The organism is Pacificibacter sp., from assembly GCF_039769035.1.
In the GTDB taxonomy this organism is placed as follows: Bacteria; Pseudomonadota; Alphaproteobacteria; order Rhodobacterales; family Rhodobacteraceae; genus Celeribacter.
Map to the genome: position 1 here is coordinate 1 of NZ_JBDMZG010000043.1, position 17,686 is coordinate 17,686.

Consider the following 17,686-nt stretch of genomic DNA (forward strand, 5'->3'; position numbering starts at 1 on the left):
GAGTGTGTGATCTACATGGGCGCGCATGACGTTGAACGCCAAGCGCCCAACGTGTTCCGCATGAAGCTTCTCGGCGCTGAAGTGGTGCCTGTGACGTCTGGTCGTGGCACGCTGAAAGACGCGATGAACGATGGTCTGCGCGATTGGGTGACCAATGTGCACAACACGTTTTACTGTATCGGTACTGTGGCTGGCCCGCACCCTTACCCAGAAATGGTGCGCGATTTCCAATCCATCATCGGCAAAGAAGTCCGCTGGCAGCTGCCAGAGCACGAAGGCGAGGGGCGTTTGCCTGACACCGTGATTGCAGCCATCGGCGGCGGGTCTAATGCGATGGGCCTGTTCTATCCGTTCCTTGACGACGAAAGTGTGCGTATCATCGGTGTTGAGGCTGGCGGCAAGGGCGTGAACGACAAGATGGAACACTGTGCGTCTTTGACAGGCGGGCGTCCGGGCGTTTTGCACGGCAACCGCACGTATCTTTTGCAAGACGACGACGGGCAAATTTTGGAAGGGTTCTCGATTTCTGCGGGTCTTGACTACCCCGGCATCGGTCCTGAGCATGCTTGGTTGAATGATACCAAACGCGCCGAATATGTTGCCATCACTGACAAAGAAGCCTTGGAAGCGTTCCAATTCTCATGTCGCACGGAAGGCATTATTCCTGCGCTTGAGCCATCCCACGCGCTGGCGCATGTGATGAAAATCGCGCCGACTTTGCCCAAAGACCACATCATTGTCATGAACATGTGTGGGCGTGGTGACAAAGACATCTTCACCGTTGCGCGTCATTTGGGCATCGAAATGGGCGCTGAAGGGCGCGACATGGAATAAGCTTTTCCAAAGCTTTCCGACATTTGAAACGCGAGGCTGTCATGGCCTCGCGTTTTGCGTTTTTACGTTCAATGTGGCGTCACGCATGCGGATAAACCCAAGTTTATAGACGTCATGCTTTGGTTTAGGTTAGCTGATTTAAACCTTCGGTGAATGGCGGGGAGCGTGAATATGGGGCTGGATAGGAGCACCGCGCAGTTTGATGCGCATGGATACAAAGGGATAAGATCATGAAAAAACGTCTTTTAACGCTCTCTGCTGCTGGTATGCTTTTGACCAGTGTTGCTTTCGCTGATCCTCAAGTGGACAGTGTTGTGGCTCAGTTTCAAGAGCTTGGCTACACACGTATCGAAGTGAAGCGCGGGCCAAATACGCTTAAGATCGAAGCGATCCGCCCTGATGGTAGCAAGCGCGAAATGATCATTGACCTCAATACGAACGAAATTTTGGAAGATGAAACTGGCCACGTGCAAGCTCTTGTAAGTGACGATCCCAATGTTGAAGTGAAGGTGACGTCAGAAGATTACCATGATCTATATGATGATGACGACGATGATGACGACGACGACGATGATGACGATGATGACGATCACGATGATGACGATCACGATGATGACGATGATCACGACGACGATGATCACGACGACGATGATGATGACGATGATGACGACGACGATGATGACGAAGAAGATGACGACGACGAAGAAGACGATGACGACGAAGAAGATGACATCAGCTAAGGCGTTTCAGTCTTTTTGACTGACGTAATCAGGCGGCGTGCAAAACATTGCGCGCCGTCCCATGCACAGAGGATCCAGATGGACCGTAGATATTTTGTGATCAGCTTGCTGGCCATCGGAATGAATGCCAGCGCTGCACTCGCTCAAACGCCCAGCGTGAGCGATCAAATCGTTCGGCAACTCCGTGCGCAGGGGTATTCGCAAATCACGGTGAACCGCACCTTGCTTGGGCGGACTCGTTTTGTGGCGATTGGCGGGAACCAGCGCAGAGAAATTATCATCAACCCAAGAACGGGTGAAATCTTGCGCGATTTTTGGACCACAATTTCAGATCAAATTTTCGATTCCTCTGATCAGGATCAAGGCGCATCACAAGGTTCTGGTGAGAATGAGGGGTCTCAGGCTGGTTCTGACGACGATGATGACGACAGAAGCGACGATTCATACGACGATTCATATGATGATGAGCCTGATGACGAGGACGAGCCTGACGAAGAAGACGAGCCTGACGAAGAGGACGAACCTGACGAGGAAGACGAGCCCGACGAAGAGGATGAGCCCGACGAAGAAGACGAACCCGAAGAGGAAGAGCACTAGGATGATGCGTGTTAGGTTGCTGTGTGAGTGTGGCGAAAGCTCGACGAGGTGAGATGAAAGACCGATACATCATTTTGACGATCCTCGTTGTTCAAGCTCTTTGCGCGTTCTTCTTTGTGTCTGATATCTTGTCATCTTTGTTTGGTTTGCGCGCTGAGCCTGTGGCGTGGCGCGTGCGCGAGATGATTGAAATTGGGGCCGCGGTCGGTCTTATCCTTGGCGTTGTGACTGGTGCCATCGCACTGAACCGAAGCGTGTCGCAAAAGCGCCAAGCCGAAGACAAATTGCGCATTGCATCGACGGCCTTTGCCGAAGTGATAGACGAGCGATTTCGGGGGTGGTCTTTGACGCCTGCAGAGCGGGACGTCGCATTGTTTTTGATCAAAGGCATGTCGATTGCAGATATTGCAGCCTTGCGCGAGACCTCTGAAGGGACCGTTAAGGCGCAGACGAACGCCATCTACCGCAAGGCCTCCGTGGGCGGGAGCCAACAGCTTTTGAGCCTATTTATTGATGATCTGATGGATGATGCTGCAATGGCGCGGGTCGGGTCTAAGACTTAACTTTCAGCGTCAGCATTGGCCTTTAAGACCGCCAATGGAACGATCTCGAGGGCGCGCTTGTGTGTGCTGGCAAGTCTCACTTTGGGCGCACATCCTTCGTCGTAGGCTTGCAAAAACCGACTGGCGCACAGGCACCAAGCATCGCCCGCTTTCAACCCTTGAAACCCATATTCGGGATGAGGCGTCGACAGGTCGTTGCCCACATATTTTGAAAACGCCAAAAACTCGGCCGTCATAATGGCGCAGACAGTGTGTGACCCCGTGTCTTCGGCGCAAGTGTTACAAGCGCCGTCGCGGAAAAACCCCGTCACGGGATTGCTTGAACACAGCTCAAGCGGGCCACCGACTACGTTTTCACTTGGATCAGGCGTGATCATTTGAATTTGTCCTTCAGCTTTTCCAAGGCGCTGCGTGTATCCGGAGCAGGCGCTTGTGGCTTGCTTGGTTTGGCCGTTGGAGCCTGCCGTGGGCCTTTTGCGTCAGCAGGTGGCTTGGTGCCAGAAGAGCGCGGCGGATTGACCCGCAGGCCCACCGCATTGCCAAACTTGGCCGCGTCCCCAGCCGCCAGTGCAGCCGCGCCATCGACACAGCCACGGATCAGATCATCCAGCCAGTTTTCGTCAGCTTTGGCAAAGTCCGACAACACATACCCCGACACACGGTCCTTGTGGCCGGGGTGCCCGATGCCCAAGCGCACGCGGTCATACTCTGCGCCGATGTGTTGATGGATGGACCGCAAGCCATTGTGCCCCGCATGGCCGCCACCGGTTTTCACACGCGCCTTGCCGGGGGCTAGATCCAACTCGTCATGAAAGACCACGACATCCGCAGGGGTGAGCTTGTAAAACCGCATGGCTTCGCCAACGGATTGCCCTGACAGGTTCATAAAGGTTTCAGGCTTAAGCAGGATCACCTTTTCAGAGCCAAGCTTGCCTTCGGACACCTTGCCTTGAAACTTGGCGCGCCACGGGGCAAAGCCACTTTCAGCGATACGGTCCAGCACCATAAATCCAATGTTGTGACGGTTGCCCGCGTATTTCGCACCGGGATTACCAAGGCCGACAAAAAGCTTCATGAAAGGTCTCCTGTTTGTAGCCGTTTTAGGCCAAGGCAGCGCGGCGCGCTATAGGGGATTTGAGGGAGGCTCTGGAAAGACCCGCGCCAAGTGACGTTTCCTTTTTGCTTAAATCGATGCAGTGTTCCCTTTTCAAACCTTGCTGTGACGGGCAAAGTCGCGACGCAATGACTTAGTTTGAAAGACTTTAGACGTTCCCTGACATTCCGGATGTTCCTGTAACCGCACCGACGCCAACCATTCACACGCTTGAACGGTCTGGCGATGGGCAAAAGAATGCCCTGACGGGTCAGTGGCCCAATCGTATATTTGAAACAGTCGGTGCGGCTGAGCTGCATTCCTTCTCCGTCCCGTCGCCGCGCGCGCGTGCGCTCGTGTATGTCGGCGGTGGCTACACCAAACTGGTGTACGACAAAGAAGGGGTGGAGGTCGCGCTGTGGCTCGCAACTTTGGGGATCGAGGCGCATATCTTGGTGCACCGATTGCCTGGCACGCCTGATGGGGCGGGGGGACAGTTCGGGGCTGATATAGCCTTGCAAGACGGGCTTTTGGCGTTGGACCACCTTGCGGGTCAGACGCCCCAGCTGCCTTTGATTCATTTTGGCTTGTCGTCTGGCGGGCATCTTTCTGGCGTGATGGCGTGCCAGCCGCATGCGCTTCAATCAAAAGGCGCGGTGATTGCCTATGCGCCGCTGAACACCAATCACCGCGATCATAAATTTCCCGTGGGCAAGCCAGATTTTCCGCCGGCCGAAAAACAAGCGTTCTATGACGCGTGGCCCATTGGCTTTGCTGAACACCCGCACGGATGCCCCGACGTGCCCGTGTTTTTGGCCTATGCGCTGTTGGATCGGCAGGTTGCGGTTGAAAACGCGCTTCGGTTTGCGCAGACGGCATCTGCGCTTGAACTGGACTATGATTTGCATGTGTTTTCGAAGGCACCCCACGGCTTTGCCTTGCGTGACCGTAATGGCAGCCACGAGGCATGGCCGAGCTTGGCGACCCGTTGGATCGACCGTGTGTTGGCAACAGACGACCAAACCTGACAAGGCCCAAGCGGTTAACGCTGATCGCAAAACACCCAGACACAAAAAAACGCGGCCCCGAGGGACCGCGTTTCAATGTCGTCGCAGTGTGTCGAAGCTTATGCTTCTTCAGCTGCTTCCGCTTCTGGTGCTTCTGCTTCGTCTTCGTCAGAAGATGAACCCAAGCCAGCAGGTGCTGTGATGTTTGCAATAACGAAATCGCGGTCAATCACAGAGCGTGCGCCTTCAGGAAGCGTAACGTCAGAAATGTGGTACACAGAACCAAGTTCGCCACCGGATACGTCCAATGTGATCTTTTCTGGGATGTCGCCTGCAGTCACCATGAGTTCAACCTCAGTGCGAACGTGCGTAACAACGCCACCTTTTTTCATGCCAGGCGCTTCTTCTTCGCCAACAATCTCAACAGGGATGAAGAGGTTGATGCGTGAAGTACGCTTAAGACGCATGAAATCAACGTGTGTTGGAAGATCTTTAACAACGTGGCGCTGAACACCGCGGCAGATCACACGAACGTCTTCTTGGCCTTCAACTTTGAGGTTGAACAAAGTGGACAAGAAACGGCCTTGCTTAAGACGCTTCAAAAGAACGTTGAACGGGATGTTGATCGGCAAAGGATCTGCTTCACCACCGTATACGATACCTGGAACCAAGCCATCGCGACGTGCTTGACGAGCGGCGCCCTTGCCTGTCCCCGTACGTTCCGTGGCTACAAAATCAGGAATCTGACCAGCCATAATAATTCTCCAATGTTTTAGGGCGGGCCTCCTCCAAGGCTGTAGACCCGCGTGAAGTCGCGCGTATAGGCGAGATTCTCTGAAAATGAAAGTGCTTTTTGTAATGTCGCGTCACAAAGAGTGACTTTGCACCGCGCCATGCCATATTGTTTGACGTTTCACTTTGTCTTACCGTGATCAAAGCGCTTTGAATGTGGCCATTTTGCATGTGACACGCCAAGCGCTGGACCGTCTGGGAGGACATTATGTCGATGATCAAAGCCATTCAAGTGTCGCGTGGACCGTTCGTTGGTCTTGGCATCGTCGGCCTGTACTGGGGCACGTTTGCTGCAATGGTGCCTGACGTCAAAGCGCAAGCGGGGGCGTCAGATGCACAACTGGGGGCTGCTCTCATGGGGGCCGCAATTGGCGGGATGGCGGCGATGTTTCTTGCGCCAAAGATATCCGATGCCTTGGGAAAATACCTGTTGCCGACGCTTGCTTGCGCGCTCGTGGTCTTGATGCAATTGCCGATTTTTGCCCATTCGATCCCCTTCCTGTTTGGGATGATGATCGCATTGGGGGGCGGGGTCGCCAGTCTTGATATCAACGCCAATATGCGGCTGTCACAGCTCGAAGAGCGCCACGGATTGCATTTGATGAACATCAATCACGCGATGTTTTCCTTGTGTTTTGGACTGTCAGCTTTGGTTGTGGGCGGCATGCGGCGCTCCGGCATGGATATTGCCCAAGTCTTTCCGCTGATGGGCGTCGTCTTGGTGCTTGCCAGTGTTTTGACGTGGGAAAAGAATTGGCAACCTGTCAGCCGTGACGCGGATCAAGCGCCTGCGCCGACCACCTTGCCATGGTTCTATATTTTGATGGTCGCAGTGATGCTTTTCGTGTCGTTTCTGGGCGAAAACGCCACAGAGTCTTGGTCGGCCCTGTTTCTTGAACGCGAGCTGGGCGGGGCTGCGGGACATGGCAGTTTTGGCCCCACCACACTTGGCCTTGTTATGTGCGTCTTTCGTCTGCTGGGGCAGGTGTTCACCGAAAAACTTGGCGAAGAGCGCGTTGTTTTATGGTCGGGGGTGTTCGGCGTGATCGGGTCGGGCGTGATGGCCGTCGCACCGACACAGGCTGTGGCGCTGATTGGGATCGGGATTTCGGCCATCGGTATGGCTGTCATCGTGCCCACCGCCAACTCGCTGCTGGGCAAACTTGTCCACCGTGAACACCGCGCTATTGCGATTTCACGGGCATGGATGTTTGGTTTTACGGGGTTCTTTGTGGGGCCTGCCTTGATCGGGTTTATTTCCGAACACTGGGGGCTACGCGTTGCCTTTGGCGTTGTGGCCGTGATGGTCGCGGCGATCATTCCGGCTGTTTTGGCCGTGAAACATCGCCGCGCTGAGCGTTAAATCACGCGACTTAGTCCCATTCACCAGCAAAGTTTTTGGGCACCAAGATCGTATCGCGGTCCATGGTTTCGATATGTCTGCGACCACACAGCGCCATGGTTGTGTCCATTTCTTTGTGGATCACCTCCAGCGCTTGGGTCACGCCCGCTTCGCCATTGGCACCCAACCCGTGAATAAACGCGCGGCCAATGTAGGTGCCTTTGGCCCCCATCGCGATGGCCTTGAGCACGTCTTGGCCAGAGCGAATGCCACTATCAAGATGCACTTCGATCTGATCGCCAACAGCCTCCATAATCGCAGGCAGCATTTTGATCGACGACAAAGCCCCATCCAACTGACGCCCGCCGTGGTTCGACACGATGATGGCATCGGCACCAACCGCAACGGCTTTCAGAGCATCTTCAGGTTCCATGATACCTTTCAGGATCAGCGGCCCGCCCCACATTTCTTTGATCTTGGCGATTTTGTCCCAATCAAGGCGCGGATCAAATTGCTCTGCCGTCCAAGTGAACAGCGACCCCATGTTGCTAACACCACGGGCATGGCCGACGATGTTGCCAAAGCTCTTGTTCTTTGTGCCCAGCATGCCAAGGCCCCAACGCCATTTCGTCGCCAGATCAAGGACGTTGCCGATGGACGGGCGCAGAGGCACGGAAAGCCCGTTTTTCAAATCCTTGTGGCGTTGACCCAAGATTTGCAGATCGAGCGTCAACACCAGCGCCGAACATTTGGCATCCTTGGCGCGCTGGATGATGTTTTCCAAAAACTCTTGGTCGCGCATCACATAGAGCTGGAACCAAAACGGCTTGGTCGTGTGTTTCGCGACTTCTTCGATTGAGCACACTGACATCGTGGACAGCGTAAAGGGCACGCCGAACTTTTCGGCGGCTTTCGCGGCTTTGATTTCACCGTCAGCACATTGCATGCCGGTCAATCCAACAGGGGCCAGCGCCACAGGCATAGCAACATCTTGGCCAATCATTTTGGTCGCTGTTGAGCGGCCTTCCATATTCACCGCAATGCGTTGGCGAAACCGGATTTGATCAAAGTCAGAGGTGTTTTCGCGAAAGGTTTGTTCAGTCCAAGACCCGCTTTCGCAGTAGTCATAGAACATTTTCGGGGTGCGTCGTTTGTGTTGACGTTTGAGGTCGTTGATGTTGGTGATAACGGCCATAATGCGCCCCTTTGTTCTGAATTGGTTATGTTCAGTTACCAATTCAGGCCGTTTGGTGCAATCCTGTTTGTGACCTCTCACCAATTTGCCGCACGACTTGCGTCAAATGTGAGGCGTAAACACGCAAAAGGCCCGCCAAATGTGCGGGCCTTTCGTTAAGACGTTTCGTGCTTTTAGGCGTTCCAAGCTTGGTCTTTGCCGCCAAGCCCGCCGATCTGTACGCGCGTTGGCAAGCCAATGCGGTCCATGATGGTGAAGAACGGTTTTGGATCGAGCTCTTCAACATTGCGCATGGTTTTCGCATCCCATTCACCAGACGCGACAAGCATCGCTGCTGCCACAGGCGGCACGCCCGCGGTGAAGGAAATACCTTGGGAACCAATCTCGTTATAGGCCTCTTTGTGGTCGGCGACGTTGTAGACAAACACCTCAACAGGTTCGCCGTCTTTTGTGCCTTTGACCAAATCACCGATACAGGTTTTGCCCGTGTAGTTTGGCGCCAAGGAAGACGGGTCAGGCAAGACGGCTTTGACCACTTTAAGCGGCACGACTTCTTGGCCTTCGGCGGTCATCACAGGCTGTTCGGACAAAAGCCCGAGGTTTTTCAACACTGTAAAGACGTTGATATAGTGGTCGCCAAAGCCCATCCAGAACCGCACATCGGCTTGCGGGTAGTTGGCAGACAGGGAATGCACCTCGTCGTGACCAGACATATAGGCCTGCGATGGGCCGACGACAGGCATGTCCCAGACCTTGCCGATTTCAAACATCTGGTTGGTCTGCCAAGCGCCGTTTTGCCATGAATACACAACGCCAGTGAATTCGCGGAAGTTGATCTCAGGATCAAAGTTGGTGGCGAAATATTTGCCGTGATCGCCTGCGTTGATGTCGACGATATCGATCGAAGTGACCTCGTCCATGAACTCATCAATCGCAAAGCGCGCGAAAGCATTGACCACGCCCGGATCAAAGCCCGCGCCCAAGATGGCGGTGATGCCTTTCTCGGCGCACAGATCGCGCTTTTTCCATTCGTAATTGCCGTACCATGGCGGTGTCTCGCAAATCTTTTTCGGATCTTCGTGAATGGCCGTGTCGATATAGGCTGCACCCGTTTCAATGCAGGCATCCAAAACGGTCATGTTCACAAAGGCAGAGCCCACGTTGATAACAATCTCAGCGCCGACTTTTTGGATCAAGGCAACAACGGCGCTTGTGTCCATTGCATCGACTTGGTGGGCCGCAAGAACGCCCTCTTGTTTCATCGCGTTTTTCTCTGCGACTGTCTCAAGCAAGCTTTCGCATTTGGAAAGCGTGCGGCTGGCGATATGAATCTCGCCAAACACATCGTTGTTTTGCGCACATTTGTGCAGCACGACCTGAGCGACGCCGCCAGCGCCGATGATGAGTACGTTCTTTGTCAATTCAAAAGACCCCCTTTGCTGGGTTTAAGTGTGATGCTGCAGGGCGATTATCCCAAGGCAGCTTTAAAATCGGCGTAATCGAAGTCACGCACAAGATTGACGGTGCCGTCCAGCTCGCGCACGGCGATGGCTGGCATTTTAACACCGTTGAACCAATTTTTCTTGACCATGGTGTAGCCTGCTGCGTCTTGGATGGACAGACGGTCACCGGTTTTGAGCGCGTTTTCGAACTTGAATTCGCCAAAGATATCCCCCGCAAGGCAGGATTTTCCGCAGACCATCCAATCATGCGCGCCTGTATTTGGGCTGATCTTGGCGCTTTCGCGGTAGATCAACAGATCCAGCATATGCGCTTCGATCGAGCTATCGACGATGGCAAGGTTTTTGCCGTTGTGCAGCGTGTCCAGAACGGTGACTTCCAACGTGGTCGAGCCTGTGATCGCGGCCTCGCCCGGCTCCAAGTACACTTGCACTTCGTTTTCGCCCGCAAAGCGTTTGAGACGTTCTGCAAAGCGCTCCAACGGATAACCTTCGCCGGTGAAATGAATGCCGCCACCGAGCGAGATCCACTGCATCCGCTTGATCAGCGCGCCAAAGCGGTCTTCGATATGGCCGAGCATCTCGTCAAAGCGGTCGAAGTCGTCGTTCTCGCAATTGTTGTGAAACATAAAGCCAGAAATCAGGTCAGCGACAGGCGCGATGCCCTCAGCCGTGTGTTCGCCCAAGCGCGAAAACGGGCGGGCGGGGTCGGCCAGATCAAAGTCAGAGGTCGACACGCCAGGGTTCACCCGCAGGCCACGTGTGTGGTCGCGTGACTGGGTTTCAAACCGCTGCAACTGCGCGGCTGTGTTGAAAATCACCTTGTCAGAGACGCGCAAGACCTCGTCGATTTCATGATCTGCCCAAGCCACGGAATAGGCGTGGGTTTCCTTGGCTTTATCCGCACCAAATGTTTCGCGGCCCAGTTTGACCTCATACAAAGACGACGAGGTGGTGCCATCCATATAGTCGGACATGAAATCAAATACTGGCCATGAGGCAAAGCATTTGAGCGCCAACAAAGCTTTGGCCCCAGACAACTCACGCAGACGCGCAATCTTTTCCATGTTTGGCAAAAGACGGGTTTTATCGATGAGATAGTAAGGCGTCTGGATCATCGGTGTATTCTCGCGTGTGTCAAAGACCTGTGAAGGGCTGAATTAGTGCCTTTTGCGGGATGCGGCAAGAAAAACTCGTTCCGGCACTGACTGTTTTCGCTTGTGCCGTCGCGACGTCGCGGCGAAAGTTATAAGAATAGGAGACACATCTATGACCGATCCAAGTTCCAAGCGCCCCGATCCAACGTTTTTGGAGATTGCCGCACGTCATTCTTCGCAAAACCTTGTGGCGGAAACCAAGGACAACATGCCAGCTGTGCGCGCAGCTTCGCGCGCGGCGCGGGTGGGTCTTGTGGGGCGCTATGCGGATCAGGTCGAGATATCGCAGGTCGGCACATTGCGGCACTTTGTGCCTGCATCAGTCGACCGCTCAGCCATTATTATATATGTGCATGGCGGCGGTTGGGTGAACTGCGATACTGTCACCCACGGTGGCATCATGACAGATTTGGCAGCACTTACCGGCCTTGAAGTGATCGGGCCTGATTATCCGCTGGCCCCCGAAGACCCGTACCCAGCAGGCTTAGACGCGATCATGCAGTTGATCGACGACACTATTGTGGCCAATCCGGAGGCCAAGATTGTCGTCGGTGGCGATAGTGCGGGGGCGAACCTTGCTTTGGCGGCTGCTTTGCGCTTGCGCGACGCTGGGCGCGGCGATGTGATTTCGGCGATGCTGTTGTGGTACGGCTGTTATCGGCGGGTGTTTGACACGACATCGCATAAGGCCTTTGGCGCGGGCGATCATGGTTTGACGACTGAGGCGATGGCGCGCATGTGGGATTGGTATATCGCAGGGCACAGTGATCCCAAATATGGCGATTTGACGGGGGCCAAGTTGCAAGACCTGCCGCCTGCCTATTTGTGCGAAGCCGAACAAGATTGTCTTGCGTCAGACACCAAATGGTTGGCCGCAGGGCTGGCGCAAGCCAATGTGCCGTTTTCCTACACGTTCTTTGCGGATGTGCCCCATGGCTTTATTCATTACGGGCAGTTTTACGCGCCGTCTTTGAACGCCTTGGCGCAAGCGGCGCAGTTTTTGAAGGGGCAGATATAAGTCTATGGTGCGATTTCAAAATTTTGAAACGGAACGCCTTGTGGTGTCAGACTGGGCCGCAACGCTGAGCGATGAGGCCGCGCGGGCGGCGCTTGAGGCGCGTCTTGCACAGATGTTGACGCCTGAGGTTCTGAAAGACCTGCCGCCCTCGATGCAGATTGCACCAGACAAGGCAGACATCGCGGGTTGGATTGATGCACGCGCGGCTGAAAGCGAGGTCTCTCTTGTGATCAATCGCCAATCGAACGAAATTTTGGGCCTGTTTGTTTTGGTCGCCATCAGGGATGCGGGCGACGCACCGGTGATGCATCTGGGCTATCTGTTTTCTGAAGACACATGGGGGCAGGGCTATGCCAGCGAATTGATCCGTGGGGTCGTGGCCAAGGCCAAAACCGGCCCGTCTAGCGTTTTGATGGGCGGTGTTGCCGTGGATAATCCTGCGTCCGCGTGGATTTTGATCAAAGCAGGCTTTTTGCGCGATGCATCACAATCGACCAAAGAGACCGATATGTTCGTGTTGCGCACCAAATCTGCGGGGCATTGGCCGCGCGATTAAAGCGCTTGAACAGGCCGCACATTTTTTGAAGGGGCAGCTTTAGCCCTAGTTACCACACCGAATAAAAAGAGAGCCCTAAAAACATGAATCCGTCAACAAGAAGTAGGCTGCTACTCGCTATCAACATTGTCTTGTTTGTTGTAGTACTCTCGATAGTCGCGAAGGAGAAGTACTGGCAAAAGGCCTCGCAACTTGTGACGGGTCAAATGACGCCAGCTGCTGAGACACAACACTATCTCACTATGACGGGAATTCACCGACGCCCAATAGCGCAGGCTTTGGCTGGTTCCGATGTTCAAATCGCGTTTATAGGAGATTCCATAATTGAAGGATGGCTGACGAGCGCGGTGGTCCCCAACTCAATGAACCTTGGTATCGGACGAGATACAATACCCGGCTTGATAGCCCGAACTGACGTCGAGTTGGTTCAGCATGTTCCAGTTTGGTATGTGGGCATCGGGATCAATGACACCATCCGAAACCGTGACGCCGATCTAATTCAAGGCTTTGTCGAAGATATTTTTCGTCTCTACGGCCCCGCAAAGAAGCTGATTTGGCGCGCAGCATTGCCGGTTGCTTTTTTGGATACGGAGCGCGAACAGTTTAGGAAAGAGCTAAACTCACAAACACAAGCGGCTTGCAGCCAGATACCGCACTGCACATTTCTAGCTGCTCCGAGAGAATATGCGGATAACGTGTCAGCGTGGACATCAGATGGGCTTCACCCCAACGCCGAAGGATATCGTGCGCTCACCGACCAACTCTGTCAAATTGTGACCTGCTTATCAGTTGGACCTTGAGACGCCAATTATTGGCGATTTTGGGCTGGTTTAGTTCGAACAAACTCGCGACCTACCATCAACAAAAGGGAGCCCAAGGGCCCCTTAAGAGTTTGTCGTTTTAAAATGGCGTGCTAGGCGCTGTGTGCGCCGTCTGCCAAGGCTTTGACAAAGGCTGCGACCTCTTCCACGGATTTGCCTTGGGCGATTTGGTTGACGATGGCTGAGCCCACGACTGTGCCATCCGCAATGGATGCAATTTCACGGGCTTTTTCAGGTGTGTTCACACCAAAGCCAACGATCACGGGCAAATCAGTGTGCGATTTGATCCGCGCCACTTCCGGTCCAACACTGTCGCCAGAGGCTTCTGCCGCGCCGGTCACGCCGTTCACAGACACGTAGTAGACAAAGCCAGAGGTGTTGGTCAGCACTTTCGGCAAGCGTTTTTCATCGGTTGTCGGTGTGGCAAGGCGGATGAAGTTCAATCCGGCCGCTTGGGCAGGGATGCACAGCTCGTCGTCTTCTTCTGGCGGCAGATCGACCACGATCAATCCGTCAACGCCGGCTGCCTTGGCATCGACCAAGAATTTGTCCACGCCGCGTGAATAGATCGGGTTGTAATAGCCCATCATCACGATCGGGGTGGTGTCGTCCGTTTCGCGGAATGCGGCGGCCATATCCAATGTTTTTTGCAGCGTCATGCCGGCTTCAAGCGCGCGCTGGCCTGCCAATTGAATGGTGCCACCATCGGCCATTGGGTCTGTAAAGGGAATGCCCAACTCGATGATGTCCACGCCTGCTGCAGGCAGGGCTTTGACGATTTCCAGCGCTTTCGCTTCATCAGGATCGCCAGCCATAACATAGGCCACAAAAGCTTTTTTCCCTGCGGCTTTGAGCTCGGAAAATTTATCGTCAATGCGTGTCATCGTCTGTTCCTTCGGTTGGTCCGTCCGATGTGCCGCACAAGAGGCGAAAAATCAATCCCATCAATCTTGAAACCCTGTCAATCGCGGTGCTTTGTGCGTGTTGTTTGTGTGGGAGGGGCGTTTCCTTGGGCTGCAGCGGCAATAAATGCCATGACTTCGTCCAAAATTGGCACGCCGTCTATCGTGTCCGTAAGCGGATCAATCGATTTAAAGCCATGTCCGCCATCCACAACCGTGTGAAAAGATACCGGAATGCCCTTGGCGCGGGCGGCTTTGTGCAGGGCAAGACTATGCGCATAGGGCACGGTTTGGTCGTTCGTGCCATGGATCAAAAACAGCGGGGGATCGCCACGTTCAAAAGCGCTGGGGGTCAGGTATCCGCCCCAAAAGGAAATCACAGCCAAAGGGGTGGGGCGCGTCACCGGCGATGTGTCCAGCGCATAGGTGGTGAAGAGCGCCATAACAGAGCCCGCAGATGTACCCAAAAGCGCGATTTTATGCGGGTCAGCGCAGAGGCTTTGCGCGTTGGCTGCGATCCAGCGCATGGCCATGGCGGTGTCTTCAATGGCGGCATTGGCCGCATTTTCTACCTTTTGCCTCGCGCCTTTGAGGTTGGCAACATCAATGGAAGGCACAGGTCTGTCGCGCACCAAACGGTAGTCCATCGAGGCCGCGTTGAAGCCTTGCGCATTCAGCTGCGCGGCAATCTCGCGCAAAGAGGCAGCGTTGCGCGACCCGATCCGAAAGCCGCCACCGTGGATTAACAAGACAGTCGGCCGCAGCGCAGAGCAGGTGTTTTGGGCTGCAAAGAAATCAATCTTGAGGGCGCGCGCTCCTTTTGCGGTGGCGCCTGTGCCATATATATAGGTGCGGGCATCTGATGCGCTGGCTGTTTTGGCGCAGACAAAACCCGACAGGGCCACCATAAGAATACCCGCAACAGCGGTCCGCAAAACAGTCGATTTTAGGAACACGTAAGCTTTCAACATCATATCACCACCAAACAACGACCATTTTGGAACGGCCACGCAAGAACAACACTATGGTCACTATACGCAAGCTTTGCTGGGCCGATAGCACCTTTTGGGTCAATCCCGCACTGTTAGCGGGGCAAATGCGGCTATGGGGCTCTCGATTGCTTGCTTTGTGTGCTTTGCGCTTATATGCAGCGCAAGACTGTGAATTAGGAGCACACCATGGGTTTCAAAATGGGTATCGTCGGGCTGCCAAACGTGGGCAAATCGACACTTTTTAACGCTTTGACGAAAACCGCGGCTGCGCAGGCTGCGAACTTTCCGTTCTGTACGATTGAACCCAATGTGGGCGAAGTTGGCGTGCCTGATGCGCGTCTTGACGCTTTGGCCGAGATTGCAGGCTCAAAACAGATCATCCCGACACGTATGACATTTGTCGACATTGCGGGTTTGGTGAAAGGCGCGTCGAAAGGCGAGGGCCTTGGCAACCAGTTCTTGGCCAACATTCGCGAATGTGACGCGATTGCCCACGTGGTGCGCTGTTTCGAAGACGGTGACGTGACGCACGTTGAGGGCCGTGTTGATCCTGTGGACGATGCCTCTGTCATCGAAACGGAATTGATGTTGTCGGATTTGGAAAGCATCGAAAAGCGTCGCGCTGGCCTCGTGCGTAAGCTCAAAGGCAACGACAAAGACGCGATCCAGCAAGATCGTTTGTTGGCTGCCGCCCAAGAAGCACTTGAAAACGACAAACCTGCGCGCACTGTTGAAGTGGACGAAGACGACGCAAAAGCATGGCGTTTGCTGCAACTGTTGTCACAAAAACCGATCTTGTATGTGTGCAACGTTGAAGAAGAAAACGCCGCAACAGGCAACGCGCATTCCGATGCTGTGGCTGCCATGGCTGCCGCACAAGGCGCAGGCTCAGTGGTTATTTCTGCCAAGATCGAAGAAGAGATTTCACAACTCGACGCCGAGGAAGCTGAGATGTTCTTGGGCGAAATGGGCTTGGAAGAGGCGGGTCTCGACCGTTTGATCCGCGCTGGCTATGAGCTTTTGAATTTGGAAACCTACTTTACTGTTGGTCCAAAAGAAGCACGGGCTTGGACGATCAAAGCGGGCACAGGTGCGCCTGCCGCGGCAGGTGTGATTCACGGTGATTTCGAACGCGGCTTTATTCGCGCTGAAACCATTGCCTATGATGATTACATCGCATGCCAAGGCGAAACCAAAGCCAAAGAAACCGGCAAGATGCGGGCTGAAGGCAAGGGCTACATCGTGCAAGACGGCGATGTGATGCACTTCTTGTTCAACACCTAAATCTTTCGCGCAGGCAAACCTAAAAGCCGCTCTCCTCGTGATGAGCGGCTTTTTTGTGTTTGAAAGTCAGCGTGCCATGCCCATGCCCATACGCCGCGCCATCTGCCGCGCCTCCGGTTTTCATTCTGTAGCTGTTTGAAATGCTGGCTGTGCCAATGCGCTCTGCATCGCTTTTTGATCTTGTGAGAAAACCGAAGAATTGCACGTCGTTTCAATGCAAGACTTTGTTGGGCCTTCCAAAATCTTCCAAGCCACAATACACACTCAGATTGTGGAATTCGTGGTAAATTTTTTAGGCGTTTTCCGTTAAGCCTTTTTAATCGTTCATTAACCACTCGCGTGCAGATTGCAATTGTAAGTTCAATTTGGAGAGGCACGTGTCACACATTTCTTCTGAAGTTTTCCCGCTGGTGAAACAAAGACGCACCTCTTCTAAGGCGCCGGTGTACCGTTTGTTTGGTAAGCGTCTGTTTGATCTGGCAATCTGTCTGGCGCTTGCGCCATTTGCTTTGCCCGTTATCGGCATTTTGGCGCTTTTGGTCCGCAAAGACGGTGGATCTGCGTTTTTCAGTCAAGAACGTGTTGGTAAAAATGGCAAAAATTTCAAATGTTTGAAACTGCGCACCATGCGTGTCGATGCCGAAGAGTATTTGCTTGAAATGTGCCGCACCGACCCCGAAATTTGCAAGGAATGGGACCTATATCAAAAGCTCGATAAAGACCCGCGCATCACAAAAGTTGGCAATATCTTGCGTAAAACCAGCTTGGATGAATTGCCCCAGTTTTTGAATGTCCTGCGCGGTGACATGAGCTATTTCGGACCACGCCCGTTTCTGCCCAGCCAAAGTGCAATGTACTTAAGCGCCGGTGGCGAAGCCTACTTTAATATGCACCCTGGCATCTCTGGTGCTTGGCAGGTTTCTGCGCGCAACGAGGCGACTTTTGTAGAGCGTGTGACATACGACGAGATGTACTACCGCGACATGTCCCTGAAGACCGACTTGATTTTGTTGTGGAAAACATTGGCGGTGGTGCTGCAAGGCAAGGGCAAATAACGAAGTCTAGCGCCAGTGTTGCACAGTGATGCTGACGGTCTCGCAAGGCCGCGCGTTGAGATTTGTAAAACACATCCAACATCTAGCTCACCGCGCCTTCCCGCCGAGCTCTAAGATTTTTTGACAAGAATCTAACGCCACACGTTTTTTGATCTTGTCTCCCCTTTGATCGACCGTTAGACGGGTCAACGGAGACGTGGCCGAGTGGTCGAAGGCGCTCCCCTGCTAAGGGAGTAGGCCCGGAAGGGTCTCGAGGGTTCGAATCCCTTCGTCTCCGC

General features: G+C 54.0%; 19 protein-coding genes and 1 tRNA gene. 12 read left to right on the forward strand and 8 right to left on the reverse strand.

All coding sequences use genetic code 11. The annotated features are described in order from the left end of the window. From trpB to ABF287_RS04365, 4 genes are all read left to right on the forward strand, one after another. Positions 1-834: tryptophan synthase subunit beta (trpB, locus tag ABF287_RS04350; protein ID WP_347183794.1), on the forward strand; the 834-nt coding region annotated here is incomplete at its 5' end. Between the two features lie 230 nt (positions 835-1,064). After that, positions 1,065-1,574, forward strand: a complete 510-nt coding sequence (locus tag ABF287_RS04355; protein ID WP_347183795.1) for a PepSY domain-containing protein — start codon at positions 1,065-1,067, stop codon at positions 1,572-1,574. A gap of 78 nt (positions 1,575-1,652) precedes the next feature. Beyond that, a complete protein-coding gene (locus tag ABF287_RS04360; RefSeq protein ID WP_347183796.1) occupies positions 1,653-2,171 on the forward strand; it encodes a hypothetical protein in 519 nt (172 codons plus the stop codon). A 53-nt stretch (positions 2,172-2,224) separates the two neighbouring features. Further along, complete coding sequence (locus ABF287_RS04365) at positions 2,225-2,734, forward strand: LuxR C-terminal-related transcriptional regulator (RefSeq protein WP_347183797.1); 510 nt, start codon at positions 2,225-2,227, stop codon at positions 2,732-2,734. Here the strand turns inward: ABF287_RS04365 and ABF287_RS04370 are convergent. Beyond that, the gene (locus tag ABF287_RS04370; RefSeq protein WP_347183798.1) at positions 2,731-3,111 is read right to left on the reverse strand and encodes a DUF2237 domain-containing protein; all 381 of its coding nucleotides are present in this window, start codon (positions 3,109-3,111) and stop codon (positions 2,731-2,733) included. The genes ABF287_RS04365 and ABF287_RS04370 overlap by 4 nt on opposite strands. Beyond that, a complete protein-coding gene (pth, locus tag ABF287_RS04375; protein ID WP_347183799.1) occupies positions 3,108-3,809 on the reverse strand; it encodes an aminoacyl-tRNA hydrolase in 702 nt (233 codons plus the stop codon). The genes ABF287_RS04370 and pth overlap by 4 nt, the downstream gene beginning before the upstream one ends. Positions 3,810-4,183: 374 nt before the next feature. On the opposite strand from pth, the gene ABF287_RS04380 reads away from it, so the two are divergent. After that, entirely contained in the window at positions 4,184-4,855 is a 672-nt protein-coding gene (locus ABF287_RS04380) for a prolyl oligopeptidase family serine peptidase (RefSeq protein WP_347183800.1), read from the forward strand. Positions 4,856-4,953: 98 nt separating this feature from the next. Here ABF287_RS04380 and ABF287_RS04385 read toward each other — a convergent pair whose 3' ends face one another. Then, entirely contained in the window at positions 4,954-5,589 is a 636-nt protein-coding gene (locus ABF287_RS04385) for a 50S ribosomal protein L25/general stress protein Ctc (RefSeq protein WP_347183801.1), read from the reverse strand. A 245-nt stretch (positions 5,590-5,834) separates the two neighbouring features. On the opposite strand from ABF287_RS04385, the gene ABF287_RS04390 reads away from it, so the two are divergent. Next, positions 5,835-6,989 (forward strand): MFS transporter, encoded by a 1,155-nt coding sequence (locus ABF287_RS04390; protein WP_347183802.1) that lies wholly within the window; start codon positions 5,835-5,837, stop codon positions 6,987-6,989. Positions 6,990-6,999: 10 nt separating this feature from the next. On the opposite strand, the gene ABF287_RS04395 is transcribed toward ABF287_RS04390, so the two are convergent. From ABF287_RS04395 to ABF287_RS04405, 3 genes are all read right to left on the reverse strand, one after another. Then, on the reverse strand, positions 7,000-8,163 hold the full coding sequence (locus tag ABF287_RS04395) for an alpha-hydroxy acid oxidase (RefSeq protein ID WP_347183803.1): 1,164 nt from the start codon (positions 8,161-8,163) through the stop codon (positions 7,000-7,002). Between the two features lie 173 nt (positions 8,164-8,336). Further along, positions 8,337-9,584 carry a saccharopine dehydrogenase family protein gene (locus ABF287_RS04400; RefSeq protein ID WP_347183804.1) on the reverse strand — a complete coding sequence of 416 codons (1,248 nt, stop codon included), beginning with the start codon at positions 9,582-9,584 and terminating at the stop codon, positions 8,337-8,339. A gap of 47 nt (positions 9,585-9,631) precedes the next feature. After that, the gene (locus tag ABF287_RS04405) at positions 9,632-10,738 is read right to left on the reverse strand and encodes a carboxynorspermidine decarboxylase (RefSeq protein ID WP_347183812.1); all 1,107 of its coding nucleotides are present in this window, start codon (positions 10,736-10,738) and stop codon (positions 9,632-9,634) included. A gap of 154 nt (positions 10,739-10,892) precedes the next feature. Between ABF287_RS04405 and ABF287_RS04410 the strand changes: the two genes are divergently transcribed. From ABF287_RS04410 to ABF287_RS04420, 3 genes are all read left to right on the forward strand, one after another. Continuing rightward, on the forward strand, positions 10,893-11,798 hold the full coding sequence (locus ABF287_RS04410; protein WP_347183805.1) for an alpha/beta hydrolase fold domain-containing protein: 906 nt from the start codon (positions 10,893-10,895) through the stop codon (positions 11,796-11,798). Between the two features lie 4 nt (positions 11,799-11,802). After that, on the forward strand, positions 11,803-12,354 hold the full coding sequence (locus tag ABF287_RS04415; protein ID WP_347183806.1) for a GNAT family N-acetyltransferase: 552 nt from the start codon (positions 11,803-11,805) through the stop codon (positions 12,352-12,354). An 83-nt stretch (positions 12,355-12,437) separates the two neighbouring features. Continuing rightward, positions 12,438-13,154: a GDSL-type esterase/lipase family protein gene (locus ABF287_RS04420; RefSeq protein ID WP_347183807.1), complete on the forward strand. Its 717-nt coding sequence runs from the start codon at positions 12,438-12,440 to the stop codon at positions 13,152-13,154. A gap of 113 nt (positions 13,155-13,267) precedes the next feature. On the opposite strand, the gene trpA is transcribed toward ABF287_RS04420, so the two are convergent. Beyond that, positions 13,268-14,059, reverse strand: a complete 792-nt coding sequence (gene trpA, locus ABF287_RS04425) for a tryptophan synthase subunit alpha (RefSeq protein WP_347183808.1) — start codon at positions 14,057-14,059, stop codon at positions 13,268-13,270. 77 nt (positions 14,060-14,136) lie between these two features. Continuing rightward, positions 14,137-15,087 carry an alpha/beta hydrolase gene (locus ABF287_RS04430; RefSeq protein WP_347183809.1) on the reverse strand — a complete coding sequence of 317 codons (951 nt, stop codon included), beginning with the start codon at positions 15,085-15,087 and terminating at the stop codon, positions 14,137-14,139. 168 nt (positions 15,088-15,255) lie between these two features. Here ABF287_RS04430 and ychF point away from each other — a divergent pair, with 168 nt between their 5' ends. From ychF to ABF287_RS04445, 3 genes are all read left to right on the forward strand, one after another. Then, the gene (gene ychF / locus ABF287_RS04435; RefSeq protein WP_347183810.1) at positions 15,256-16,353 is read left to right on the forward strand and encodes a redox-regulated ATPase YchF; all 1,098 of its coding nucleotides are present in this window, start codon (positions 15,256-15,258) and stop codon (positions 16,351-16,353) included. 377 nt (positions 16,354-16,730) lie between these two features. Continuing rightward, the gene (locus ABF287_RS04440; protein ID WP_347183811.1) at positions 16,731-17,408 is read left to right on the forward strand and encodes a sugar transferase; all 678 of its coding nucleotides are present in this window, start codon (positions 16,731-16,733) and stop codon (positions 17,406-17,408) included. A 190-nt stretch (positions 17,409-17,598) separates the two neighbouring features. Further along, positions 17,599-17,685: transfer RNA gene (locus tag ABF287_RS04445), tRNA-Ser, on the forward strand. The last annotated feature ends 1 nt before the right edge of the window (position 17,686 follow it).